The 12,852-nt window shown below is 47.2% G+C and carries 13 protein-coding genes; all 13 read right to left on the bottom strand.

The features are described 5' to 3' along the window. Positions 1-48: 48 nt before the first annotated feature. The 13 genes from Ga0451573_RS04930 to pylSn all read right to left on the bottom strand — a co-directional run bounded on the left by Ga0451573_RS04930 (position 49) and on the right by pylSn (position 12,689). The gene (locus Ga0451573_RS04930; RefSeq protein ID WP_231682775.1) at positions 49-705 is read right to left on the bottom strand and encodes a corrinoid protein; all 657 of its coding nucleotides are present in this window, start codon (positions 703-705) and stop codon (positions 49-51) included. A gap of 332 nt (positions 706-1,037) precedes the next feature. After that, entirely contained in the window at positions 1,038-1,694 is a 657-nt protein-coding gene (locus Ga0451573_RS04925; protein ID WP_231682774.1) for a cobalamin B12-binding domain-containing protein, read from the bottom strand. 32 nt (positions 1,695-1,726) lie between these two features. After that, positions 1,727-2,779 (bottom strand): MtaA/CmuA family methyltransferase, encoded by a 1,053-nt coding sequence (locus Ga0451573_RS04920; protein WP_231682773.1) that lies wholly within the window; start codon positions 2,777-2,779, stop codon positions 1,727-1,729. A gap of 12 nt (positions 2,780-2,791) precedes the next feature. Continuing rightward, positions 2,792-3,778 (bottom strand): tetrahydromethanopterin S-methyltransferase subunit H family protein, encoded by a 987-nt coding sequence (locus tag Ga0451573_RS04915; RefSeq protein ID WP_231682772.1) that lies wholly within the window; start codon positions 3,776-3,778, stop codon positions 2,792-2,794. Positions 3,779-3,826: 48 nt separating this feature from the next. Next, positions 3,827-5,773 carry an ASKHA domain-containing protein gene (locus tag Ga0451573_RS04910; RefSeq protein WP_231682771.1) on the bottom strand — a complete coding sequence of 649 codons (1,947 nt, stop codon included), beginning with the start codon at positions 5,771-5,773 and terminating at the stop codon, positions 3,827-3,829. Between the two features lie 27 nt (positions 5,774-5,800). Beyond that, positions 5,801-6,808, bottom strand: coding sequence for an MtaA/CmuA family methyltransferase (locus Ga0451573_RS04905; protein WP_231682859.1), 1,008 nt, complete (start codon positions 6,806-6,808; stop codon positions 5,801-5,803). Positions 6,809-6,875: 67 nt separating this feature from the next. Next, positions 6,876-7,652, bottom strand: a complete 777-nt coding sequence (locus Ga0451573_RS04900; protein WP_231682770.1) for a 4Fe-4S double cluster binding domain-containing protein — start codon at positions 7,650-7,652, stop codon at positions 6,876-6,878. Further along, a complete protein-coding gene (locus tag Ga0451573_RS04895) occupies positions 7,649-7,948 on the bottom strand; it encodes a hypothetical protein (RefSeq protein WP_231682769.1) in 300 nt (99 codons plus the stop codon). The genes Ga0451573_RS04900 and Ga0451573_RS04895 overlap by 4 nt, the downstream gene beginning before the upstream one ends. Before the next feature lie 431 nt (positions 7,949-8,379). Continuing rightward, on the bottom strand, positions 8,380-9,219 hold the full coding sequence (gene pylD, locus Ga0451573_RS04890; RefSeq protein WP_231682768.1) for a 3-methylornithyl-N6-L-lysine dehydrogenase PylD: 840 nt from the start codon (positions 9,217-9,219) through the stop codon (positions 8,380-8,382). Next, positions 9,200-10,393, bottom strand: a complete 1,194-nt coding sequence (gene pylC / locus Ga0451573_RS04885) for a 3-methylornithine--L-lysine ligase PylC (protein ID WP_231682767.1) — start codon at positions 10,391-10,393, stop codon at positions 9,200-9,202. Before pylC ends, pylD begins: the two co-directional genes overlap by 20 nt. Next, entirely contained in the window at positions 10,302-11,489 is a 1,188-nt protein-coding gene (gene pylB / locus Ga0451573_RS04880; protein ID WP_231682766.1) for a methylornithine synthase PylB, read from the bottom strand. Before pylB ends, pylC begins: the two co-directional genes overlap by 92 nt. Positions 11,490-11,513: 24 nt before the next feature. Then, positions 11,514-12,344: a pyrrolysine--tRNA(Pyl) ligase large subunit gene (gene pylSc / locus Ga0451573_RS04875; protein ID WP_231682765.1), complete on the bottom strand. Its 831-nt coding sequence runs from the start codon at positions 12,342-12,344 to the stop codon at positions 11,514-11,516. Positions 12,345-12,359: 15 nt separating this feature from the next. Beyond that, positions 12,360-12,689 carry a pyrrolysine--tRNA(Pyl) ligase small subunit gene (gene pylSn, locus Ga0451573_RS04870; protein WP_231682764.1) on the bottom strand — a complete coding sequence of 110 codons (330 nt, stop codon included), beginning with the start codon at positions 12,687-12,689 and terminating at the stop codon, positions 12,360-12,362. Positions 12,690-12,852 lie beyond the last annotated feature (163 nt).

Here is a 12,852-nt window from a genome sequence, read left to right as displayed (position 1 = left end):
AAGCCCCGCCGCTCTCTGACCCCGGTCTGTAACCCTCGTTTCACACCCTCACCTCCATTGCCACTGATTTTCAGCTAATTCCTTGGCTTTGCGCACTGCTTCGGCGGCATTTTCCCCATATGCACTTGCTCCGATTTTGTCAGCCCATAACTGGCTGACTGCGGCACCTCCAACCATGGTTCTGACTTTTAGTCCGGCAGCCTCCACCGCTTCCTGCAGTAACTTCTGAGCAGGCAGGGTTGTAGTCATCAGGGTGGAAGATCCAATAATATCAGCATTTACCTCCCGAGCCTTGCTGACAAAAACCTCTACCGGAACATCGCGTCCCAGATCGTGAACCTCAAAACCATAAACTCTCAACATGGTGGCAACAATCCCTTTGCCGATATCATGGATATCTCCTTCCACTGTGCCCAGAACAACGGTGCCAACTTTTTTCCCTTTATGTTCCTTAGGGATATGGGGTTCGAGGACAGCAATCGCCTTGGACATTGCTTCAGCTGCAATAATCACGAAAGGAATAGAGATTTCGTCTTTTTCAAATAAATCACCGATTTCCTTTATCCCTGCAGAAAGTCCGTCAGAAATTACTTCAATAGGATTGATTCCCTCTGCCACCGCCATTTTAGCAACAGCCACCGCAGCTTCTTCATCGCCAACAACAACTGCCTGCATCGCTTGTCTTAGGATCTCTCCCTTACCCATACTACCACTCCTCAATTAACTCAAAGTCGAACCGGAAAAGGCTTGTTTCTATATAACAGCCCAATAACTAATACAAGCAATAAACGTGCCAATTACTTATAAAAACAGAGGCGCTGATTCCTGTAAGAATCATGGTGATTAACAAGTAAATCATCTGCCAGAAACAGCATGGGCTGATTCACAACGGAATCAGCCCATGCTGTTTCTGACCTAAAAAATATTTTTTACTGCCATATCAAAGACCCTTTTACCTGCTATTCATTGTAGGGAAACCACATCTGCCTGATTCCGGGCAAAATCGTTTGATTCTGTTCGGAATCAATTGGAATCAATTACATATTCCTCAGAGAAGCAACCATGTTAATGGCATCCTTGAGGGCGTTATTGGCATCCTTGGCATATCCGTCAGCCCCCCACTGCCCGGCAAGGTTTTCGTTTACCGGAGCTCCCCCAATCATTATCTTGACATTGGGGTTTTTTTCCTTGAGTTTTCCGATAATCTCAGGCATCCCGACCATAGTTGTTGTCATCATTGCCGAAAGACAAACCAGGTCGGAGTTTGTGTTCAACTGCTCCTCGATAAAGGTCTCCAATGGAACATCACGGCCCAGGTCATGCACTTCAAATCCGGCTACATCAAACATCATCTTAACTATATTCTTACCAATATCATGCACATCACCCTGGACAACACCCATGATGACCTGGCCCCTGGTGCTGCCATCACTCTTTTTCTTCATATGGGGTTTCAGGATATTCAATCCGGCATACATGGCATCTGCTGCCAGCAGCATTTCGGGGACAAATATTTCCTCCAGTTCATAGAGCCGGCCGATTTCCTCAATACCTGACACCAACCCGTCAAAGATAGCCTTTTCAGCATCCAGGCCTACTTCCAAAGCCTCATTGGCAGCGCTAATTACCATATCATTGTCATATTCCACTACTCCGTTCCGTAACCGGTCAAAAATTTCCTGTTCTTTACTCATGACATTAGCCTCCTTGTTTTAAATGTAATAGGTTAACTGTTTTTGCGGACCCATTTGGCAGAGCCGTTCTCTTTAACTGTCTCTACCATGGTTTTAAGGTTCTCGATTGGAGCTGTGGGCCAGATATCACAACTGGGCCAAATGGAATCACAGCTTCCTTCCAGGGCAGCCACGACCGCTTTCTCTACATCTCCAGGGCTTCCGGATACCAGGATGTTATATGCATCCACATTGCCAAAAATCAGGGGCTCATTTCCTATATCTTCACGGCTTTTAGCGAGGTCGTTTTTGGTCTCTACAGATATGGCATTACACCCGACCTCATTTAAGATATTCATTATCTTATTGGTTCCGCCGCATATATGGAGGATAGTAGGGACATCCTGCAAGGCCTCCCGGACCTTTTTCAGGTGTGGGAAAATAACATTTCTGAATACCTTGGGACTTAACACATCAGTTGTCGCTCCCATTTCCCTGATGGTAATATAGTCAGCCCCTGCACTCCTTAATGCTCTGCCAATCTTAATGGTTACGTCAGCCAGGCGGTCCAGCATCGCATTCACCTTGTCAGGGCTTCGGAAGGAGAGTTTAAACAATTCATTAAGATCCATTAACTGACCCGCCAGGGTAAAGGGTCCCAGGACATATGACCCGATGGCCACTTCGCTGCCAATATCCTTCTGAAGCAGCTTGATGGCCTCACATACTACAGGTACCCTGCCCCGATTGGCAACATCCTCTGGAATGGGGAAGGTTGTCATTTCATCTTCGGAATGGCATACCTTTTCTTTAATAGTCGGGTAGAGAAGTTGGTCCACCTGCTCATAGGGGTTCATCACACATCCGACAGCTTCTGCTTCCAGACACAGGTCATAAGGGACTACCGCACAATCATAGCCAAACAGCTTATATGATGAGGCTGCGGTATCTGCCATCATTTTAGCATCACTGTGTACAGCCGCGAACTTATATCCGAACTGCTCCAGCCCTGCTGTAGTTACATTTCCCATGCCGCTGAAGCATGCCGGCCGGTCTACTTCCTTGCCATTAAGCAAATCAAGAATACGTTCCTTTGCGTTCATCATTTTACCTCCAGTTTAATCATGTTCCGGAAGGGACTGCTGATCCCCTGAAGCCAATTTTTCAGTAAAGTCTCCAAAAAACTTGTAAATGGGGTGATTCTTGTTATCAGGAAGTTTCCCGGTCTCATAAAATCCCATTGTTGCTGCCATTACAGCCCCGGAAACTACTGCCGGAAACATTTTCGGCGCTGCCACAATCGGGCCGTAGAAGATAAAATCAGTCCAAAGAAGAGCCGAACATCCCTGCCCCGAAGCATTCATAGCCGCAAAACCATCTTTTCCAAATAGTTCCCTGGCCTCCTTCCACATGTAAGTACCATTGGAACTGGCCACCCCGCAGGGCCATCCGGTAGCTTCCTTGATAATCCTGTTGGCAGCGCCAGAGAATGCTATTGCCGGCAGGTTCATCACCGAGGTGTCTACCATGATGGACTCAAAACTGCCTTCACCCACCACTGCCATCATGTTATTAAAGGCTGTCAGCCTGCCCTTGGGTGACGGGTCTGTCACTTCATAAGCCTGAACGATAATATGCTTGATTCCCATTTCCTTCAAAGCCTTTACCTGTCCCGGAATATCCTTATCCCAGGGAGTGATGCTGTTATATACCAAGCGGTCCTGGAGTCCTTTTTTGGCGATATATTCTGCTGCCTCCAGACGGGGTTTTTCGACCCACATGTCTATGGCAAAAGGCCGGTCACTGATACTGGTAAACCAGTCAACATAGCGCGCCATTTCCTCAGCGGAATTAGCCACCATAGCCGTTATTGAAGGAATACCTGTGAGATCTTCCAGTTCTTCCTGTTTCTTAACATATTCTTCTGCTTTGGCGCGGTCCCACTTGCCTTCCTTGCGGCTTTCCAATACCTTATCCCCATTATGGAAAAGGGATGAGATAAGCAGCGGGGGGTTCTCCCCGTATCGGCCGCCGACTTTAAAATTTCCTATCTGGCAGACCCTTTGGTCTTTTTCCAGTTTAAACATCATCTCACCTACTATCATAAATTTTTAACCCGGAATCATATATGGTATGACCCGGCTAAATCAGCATCAGCGTTGGGGAATTTTGTCCAGAATATGCTTAATGCTGGGGAATGGGTCCTTGGAATGGGGGAAGGCCATCGCCTCCGCAAAACGTTCCTGGAAGTCAGGCTCAACCGCAGTTTCCACAAATTCAACACCTGCGGCCACATCCCGGGCCTCAATACGTTTGTTTTTATCCAACAGCGCCGCTTGGGCCCCATCTCCGGCTGCATTACCGACTGCCGCCACCCGGTCCAGATCACAGTCCGGGAACATCCCGATTACCATTGCAGATTCCTTATTGATATAACTGCCGAATGCCCCTGCCAGGGTTACCCGGTCTATTTTATCGACTCCCAGATGTCTCATCAGCATTTTGGTTCCCACATAAAGGGCTGCTTTGGCCAGCTGGACGGCCCGGATGTCTCCCTGGGTTACCGTGATATCTTTGCCTATACCACTGTCATCGGCAAATACCAGCACAAATTCTGCTTTTCCGCTCTCACCGCGCCGGATTCGCTCTGTGTTCAGGTTCATATTTACCTTGCCCGACTTATTAATTATCCCGGCTTTGAACACCTCGGCGACCATATCGATAATCCCTGAGCCGCAAATACCTTTGGCTCCTGATTTACCGCCCCTGGAATGCCACTTTTCATCACCGATTACCTTGTAGGTCACTTCCAGGGTTTCGGGGTCAATTTTAATTCCCTCAATTGCTCCCGGGGCCGCCCTCATGCCAAACTTAATCTGGGCGCCCTCCAGAGCGGGACCTGTAGCACATGAGGTGGAGAGAAGTTTATTCCTGTTGCCCAGGTCTATCTCACCATTGGTACCAATATCGATGAGCAGGCGCATTTCCTCATCCTGCTTATACGGTTCCTCTGCAATAAGCACGGAAACGTTGTCCGGGCCCACAAAGCCTGCCTCGACCGGCAGGACATGTATATTGGCGGACCTGGAAATGTTAATCCCGAGGTCCCGGGCTTTGACATCAAACGGGGCGCTGATTGCCGGGGCAAAGGGAGAACGGCCCATAAACTTCGGCTCCAGGTTTAGCAGGCAGTGGTGCATAGCTGTGTTAAACACCAGTGTTATCTCCACAACATCTGTTGGTGTCAGGCCCACTTTTTCTGTCATCCGGGATGCCAGTGTATTTATCCCCTCAATAATGGCATCATGCAGTTTATCCCTGCCTTCTTTATTCATCATCGCATAGGTTATCCGGGACAGGACATCTTCGCCATACCTTACCTGAGGATTCATCATCCCATCCTTTACCAGCATCTGGCCTGTACTCATGTCACACAGATATGCCGCTACCGTTGTCGTTCCTACATCTATTCCTATCCCGTAACACTTCTGAACGAAGCCGGGCCTGACATCTATAATTTCACGGTCATACAAAACAGTGGCCGTTACCTTCCAGTCTCCCTCACGTATTTTATTAGGCAATTCACGCAGCACAAAGTAATCCATATATAAGTTATCCAGTCCAAACTGCTCTTTAAGCGCGTCCTGCAGACGCCTTAAATCATCCCTGTGGTCATCCAAAGTAGCTTTAGGCATCTCCACATAGTAATTCTTCACCGCCGGGTCCAGGGTGAAGACACGTTCTTTCCCTGTGTCAAGTACCACCTGGTCGGCCTTACGGCTCTCCTCCGGTACAAATATCAGAATATCCCCTTTAATTTCCGTGGCACAGGCCAGGCGGTAATTATCTGCTATTTCCTCAGGCTTCAGAAGGTTTTTTTCTTCTTCATTTATTGGTGACAGGTGCTCAATGCGGGAATCTATGTTGAATTTCTCAAAGAAACCGGTCTCAATCTTGATCTTACACTTGCCGCATACTTTATGTGCACCACAGGGTGCTTCAATCTCCACCCCAAGTTCATAGGATGCTTCCAGCAGCGTTTTCCCTTCGGCAACTTTTCCTCTTCTGCCGGAAGGCTGGAAAATCACATTATGTTCCATGACTCTTGATACCCTCCCTACGTTTATTTATGCCCCCTTAACTGTATCGACAATTGCTGTCAGGTTTTCCGTCTTTGTTGCCGGAGGCACGGCACATCCCGGAGAAATCATGATAAATCCCTTGGCAATGCACTCTGCAGTTTCGGCACGGACTTTGGCGACATCACCCTGGAACAGGGAATTAACCGGGTCCACAGCGCCGATAAGAGGAGTGGTAATTCCTTCAGCCTTGAATTTCTCAAAGGCTCCGGGGACATTCACTACAGGCTCAACACTGATAGCGGCACATCCGGTTTTGGCAATATCTACGACAATCCTGTCCAGTTTGCCACAAATATGTATGATAACCGGTACATCCAATGACTCTACCTGTTTTTTGGCATACGGCTGGGCCAGCTTGCGGTAAATATCCGGACTGATCATATCCAGTGAAGCCATCATATCCTCGACTGTAATAACATCGGCCCCTGCTTCTATCATAGCCTTGGCAAGCATTGTACCGGCCTTTTCACCCATTTCCACATAATGAATCAGGTTATCCGGTTTACGGTAAGCCGCCATCAGCATTGAAGTAACTTCAAGAATCTGGCCGGCGATACTGAATGGGCCTATAATACCACCCATGATGATAACCTTATCACCTAAAGTATCTTTCAGAATCCGGATTGCCTCCAACAGTTTGGGGATCCGGCCCCGCTCCAGAAAATCTTCAGGGAACTCAACCGTATCTCCAATTTTAAACGGGTGTGTTTTTACACTCGGCAGGCCTTTTTTACCGCCATCCTTCAATCCAGCCCCAAAAGCCTCAGCCTCATGGGTTTGGCAGAACGGCACCCTTACTGCATCAAAGCCAAGGATTGAATGTGCACCACTTGCCAGTTTAGCCATTAATTCACTATCATACAACGCATCAGGCCAATAACTATTCAGTTTTTCCATTTGTTCATAAGTAGCATGCTGGCAAACACTGATTACCGGTAGACGGTCTACCTCTTCACCCTTCAGTGCAGCCATAAAACGTTCTCTGCTTGTCATTTCCAACACCTTTTCCTCCTTCCGAATTATAACGGTTTTTATTTTAGAAACCGGACTTACCGATTTATCAATCTCCTCCTTCCATAAAATAATTAGCATCTTCGCGGTTCCCTACCGGGCATGCTGTGACGCAGTGGGCACAAATAGCTTTTCCGATAACCGTTTTATGGCGTTTTAGCTGCTGTGAGCATTTCTCAATATCTAAAAGCTGCTCGCCGGAATTATCCCTGCGCCACTCTCGTCCTTTAATGGCGCCAGCCGGGCAAACTCTCACACACCTGTTACAGGAATTACATTCTCCTTTGAAATACGGCCGTGCCGAAACTTCCAGTGGGGCATCGGTAAGCACTGTACCCCAGCTTAAACGGGCTCCGTATTCTCTGGTAATTAGAAGTCCGTTTTTCCCCACCCATCCCAGGCCGGAACAGGTAGCTCCAGTTTTGTGAGGGAATAAGGGAAACAGGCGGGCCGCAAATGAAGGATCCTGTTTATCCGTATCAGGTGGAATCACAAAGGCCTTCCAACCCATGGAGCGTAAATATGAAGCAATCCTTTTCTGAATCTTTTCCAGACTGGCATCTATAGCCGGAAACTGGTTTGTGTAGGCAGACACCGAGTCCTTGCGAATAATGCTGTCTCTTAAAGGAGGATGTGCAATGGCAAGAGATATGGCTGCCGGTAAATGACTGAATTCCATGGCCAGGCCTTCCCTGACATCACCTGCTCCTACCATGGTGGCCCCCCATGACCGTACCATCTTAAAAAAGCTAATGGTATCAATGGTATAAGCGTTATTCACATCTTGGTTTCTTGGATACTCTAACTTGGCAGCAGACCTTTTCAACTGAGTTCACCTCGTCTTGGTTGTTTTGGGAGTCTTTTCCGATGTTGCGAAGTATATATACTGTTTAGTTTCTTTAACAGCATCTTGCATTCAATTCTGCTAAGCCCCATTAGCTCTTCACAATTCAATTTGTCAGCCTCCAGATAACCGGTCCTGATTAAGAGGTGTCTTAAACTTACCAACTGTTTTAGCAGCGGGGGCTCATACACACCATAGATATGCTTTTGAATTTGGTGTGTATTGTCAATAGATTGCCTGGCAGCAGGGTCGAGAAAATCGTACAAAAAATTTTTCACAATTTCTCCTCCCCCCCTTTCCTAACTGACCTGCCGGATACAAATTACAACTTAATTCGTGCACCACTACTTAGCGGATTTTTTCTTATATTTTTCTTATATTCAAAAGCAAAATTCGTGCCAAAAAAACGGTTCATACCTATTGAAAATTTCCTTTATCCCGGAACCATACTGAATACGCAACATTTCCGGCTAATTTAATAATTTTACAGGAGCTTTGCAGATCCCGTTTCGCATGATTACTCAGGTAATCAGGGTGTTATTTGATTATGTCTGTAATCAAAAGAAACCGGAAAGCGCCTATTCCTGCGAAATCTATGGCGATTTTAACATGAACCGGCCAGATTCTTAATGGAATCATTGCTTTGATTCGATTTCAACTGTTTGCAAAAAAAAAGAGAGTCTGTACTCTCAATTGGAGGAGGTTAGAGTTAATCCCATGGTTTGAAGATACTTTGGAGAGCCATAGCGGCAACTCCCATGGGAAGATTATCATGAATCAGACGGTGGCCGATTTTTACCAGGGCTGCCGATGTCAGCCCGTGGGGCACTCCCGGGCAGGATATTATCGTTGATTTCCTGATAAAATCAGCATCAATTATGGCCGACGCCGGCGTAGCGTCAATTACATAATCAAGCTCCGCCATGGCCTCCCTAATATTGCCGGCCACAACAACATCTTTATGCATATCGGCAAAATGATGTGATTTACCAATATCAGTGTCAAAGACTGTAACCCGGGCGCCCAGCTCCTGAAGCACGGAAACCGCACCCGAACCTACCGGCCCAAGGCCGATAACCAACACACCCTGCCCATCCAAACCCCCGCCCCTCATCAGAGCAGCAGCCGCCAGAGCCTGGACAAATACTGCAGCTGTGGCCCGGGAATTATCAATAACAGACATATTGTTGAGGTTCAAAGCTAAAAACTTTCGGTCATCTGCTGTAAAAATAACATCAGCATTTCTGTCAAAGGCTTCTCCGATTCCACCAATGTCTGTTTGAGCGGTAATAGCTGCATTTAAACCTATATGTCCAAGAACAGCATTGACCCCTTCTGCAAAGCCGGGAATAATGCCCTGTCCAGAAGATACCGGGACGACAGCAGCAGAATAATTACCGATTTCCTTGGCTGCCCCATCACGGTCCATTCCGGCACATACCGCCCCAAGCCCCAATAAATCCAGTCCGGTGCTTAACAGCAGCGTTTTATCCAATATTGCCAGAGAATTGGGAATATCCCTGATAATTTCATAGTATAATCTGGTCATATTCTTTACTCCTGTCACTAAAAGGATCTGAATCAACATATCGCCTTACATTGAAAGACTCAATAATGCCTCTTACTCCCATATCGCGGATTTGCCGCGCCTGCTCTTCAGTATCACCGGTAAATATGGCTGTAGCTACCCATTCTTCAGCAGAACTATCAAAATTTGTTATCAGGGTATCGGCTGAAAACCTGTCTTTATATATCTTTAGGTTTTGAGCCCCCACAATAACATGCTCCCCGGCTGTTTCCAGAGTCCTCCGGTGAAGCCTGAAGTGTTCATAAACCACAGCACGGCTGTCCCCGAAAATTTCCTGCCGGACAGGCAGTTTTCCATTAATCCAGAAATCCGCCAAAAGTTTTACCATATTAATTCCTGTTGAATGGTATACTGCGGCAGGGGTCTGGCTGGGAAGCCTGGCATCTATTTCCAGAACCTTCAACTGTCCACTGTTATCAATTACTTCAATATCCATAATTCCTGACAGCTTTATCTCTGAAGCAATCCAATCCCCCAGTTCAAGAAAAGCAGCCTCGATTTCCCTGCCTGTATTGGGTCCCGCTATGACCCTTTTACAGTCATAGTCAGCATCAAAGTTCAATTCTGTTACCTGTAGTCCCAGACACTTACCATGGTCAGCAATGACTTCCAGGGAATAAGAAGGCCCTTCCAGGTATTCCTGGATCACCATTCCCCGGCCGGTCCTGTTTAGCAGCGAATTTAACTCTGCATGGTTGTCTGCTTTCTCGACACCCTTGCTGCCGCTCAGGCCGGAAGGTTTCACGATTACCGGAAAACCGCATTCCGGCCACCGTTCCGGGATAGGAATCCCTTTAAGATGAAAAAAACGATTGCTTTTCAGCTTTGAGGAACTAATACTATATGCCTGCATATCAAACGCTAATGGCACCTGATAACGATTTGCTGCTTGATAAAGCCAGGTTAAGACATCGTAATTTTCAGTGGCCGGCAGGATTAGATCAAACTCACCTAACAGGCGCTCTGCCTTCTTGCCATCAGTCAATAAATTAATATTATAAAACTCGTCTGCCAAAGCCGCTGCCGGTACGAACGGGTCTTTATCAATTAGCGCTGCTTCCAGTCCAGCCTGCCGGGCAAGATATACTGCCTCCAGCCCCTGAAGCTGTCCGCCTACTATTAGGATTCTCGTCATACTCACCCACCCCCGAGCTTATTTTGCCTTTTTGGGAGGCTATCCAGGCGCTGTATTCACCTAAACCGGCTGCTTCCAATCCCTTGCCGGCCAATATTTTTTTAACCTCCGGTACTGCGCGGAGACCCTGTTCAATGTCCAGAGTGCTCTGGGAAACACCGGCAAGACTGCTGCTGGACGGTATAATGGAGGTAACCACATTGGCCCCTGCCTCCAGCCGCATCTCCAGGCCCTTAATGCCATCCACATCCAATGAAGCCGGAATCAGCCTGTCAGGCATTAAAAGTCTCATTACGGCTATACATAAATACTCATTAATCCTGGGAATAGCAACCCTTCCAGCCATTGGGGTCTGACGCTGGGGCACCAGACTCATCACCCTGGCCTGATGAACCCCCTCATGCTTCATGCATAAAATAGAATCAGCCCTGTCACCGGTCGTTTCGCCAACTCCCAGCAGCATTCCGTCTTCCACCAGCATTCCCAGTTCACGGGCCTTAAGCCTCTTGTTTTTGCGTGCCGCAAAGCCCTGGCCAACTCTCAGTTTCCTATAGAGAAGCTGATTATGGGTTTCCTGATAAAGAGCATACCAGGTAACCCCGGAATCACTCATTTTTTCAAGGATATCGTCAGGTATCACCCCAGGTGAAATCATCACCGGCAAACCGGTGGTAACCTTTACCCGGTCAATCATTTCCAAAAGCACATCAAAACCGCCTGTCCGGTATATGTCAGGGTCTTCCCCCATAGTCAGGTCGATCAGGTGTACTCCGGAATCAGCCAGTCTGGCAGCAATATCCACAACCTCTGAGAGATTCTTGCGATACCGGGGGCTTAAACTATTTGTCTTCCTGTAAAAACAGAAGGTACAGTGGTTCTTGCAGTAGGTGGAAAAATATATAAACCCATAAAGAAACAATTTGTTGCCAAAATGCTGTTCACGCAGTTTCCGGGCGCTTTTCATTACTTTTTGGATAGACTCTGTATCTTCCAAGGTAAGCAGATTGACAATTTCCCGGTGTGAAAGGGAAATTCCGCTTTCCGCCTTATATAAGATTCCGTCCAGATAACGCTTATTCATAGAAAACAGCGTCATTATTCCATCCTCCTTCAGCCTCAATTAAATATTCAATCTGGCACCATCCAGGTACATCAGGCCGCGTCCCACCCGGCGGATATTCTGAAACCCTTCTTTCACCATAACCATGCGCTCCAGCCCAAAACCCAGGCCAACCCATGGTTCAGTAATATTCCAGCTGCCATCTAAAGGATGAGGCCCAGTGGCTCCGGAGGCAATTTCAACATTGTCGGCCATAACATCAGTAGTGTCACCATAAACTTCCGAGTCTTCCGCATCCAGGCTGTAGGGTAAACCTGCCGCATTCATAACCAGGTCTGCCAATTCGGCCAATCGTTCCCCGGTATCGCCGGCAGTGCCCATTTCAACCAGATTGAGCATGGTGAATTCCGAAAGGTGTTTAGCCCCTTTTGACTCCTTGCGAAAACACTGTCCTATTTCAAAGATTCGAATAGGCCTTGGCCAGATTTTTGCCAGCCGTCCTAACAGGTAATACAGGTTAGGGGCTAACATCGGACGCAGACAGCTGTTTTTATCAGTCCAGTATACCTGGTTCCATAGAGGATGTTCCGCAGTAATCCCCATTTTCACCAACATTTCCTTCGCTATCGTGGTAGGTGTATTTACTTCAACAAAACCAGCCCTGTTCAGGCAGTTAACCAAAATCTGTTCAAGCTCTCTGATAGATGGACGCAGTCTTTCTGACCGCAGTCTTTCCAAACGCTCTTTATTCTTAAGGACCAATTCCTGATTTATCTTTTTAAATGAATGGTCTCGTTCCTGCGCATTAATAAAAACAAGCCCATCAATTCCCTCCGCCGCATCAAGCTCGATAAGCCTCTGTTTCTGTGTAACAGTAAAGGCAAGTTTCAAAACAGAATGCCCCCTTTACTGAAAAGAGGTTGAAGAAAATTTCTCCAACTTCCATGTAGGTATTTTACACTTTGGACAGGCTTTGGCATACCATTTGTTTCTCAACCAGCGGGAAACCCGGCTTGTCTTTGAATTTTTAATATCTAACTGATTGCCGCAATGGGTAACTATCTCAATATGTCTGCCCTTGACAGTAATTTTCCTGACACCGTGAAGCACTCCTGACCGGGACGGCCAGAGCTTTATTTTTTCTATAACACCGGCTAAATCCTCATGTTTCCGGAAATAACGTTTCTTTGCCTTTTTGGGGCTTGAAGCCTCTGTTTTCTGTACGGGTAAACTCATTTCCATACCTCCTCGGCATTTTTTAGAGTCCCCGCCGGTTAATTGGAGGAGAGTCCGGGAGTCCAACCCGGCTGTGGAGATTTAGAGTCTCCATGATCTTGCCGATCAACCCTCCATGTAATTAAACGACCGGGGGGCAGGCAGCGATGCCTCTCCGCCGGCA

Source organism: Phosphitispora fastidiosa, from assembly GCF_019008365.1.
GTDB lineage: Bacteria > Bacillota > Thermincolia > Thermincolales > UBA2595 > Phosphitispora > Phosphitispora fastidiosa.
Note: the sequence above shows the minus strand (reverse complement) of the source record. Positions and strands in the feature narration are given on the sequence as shown.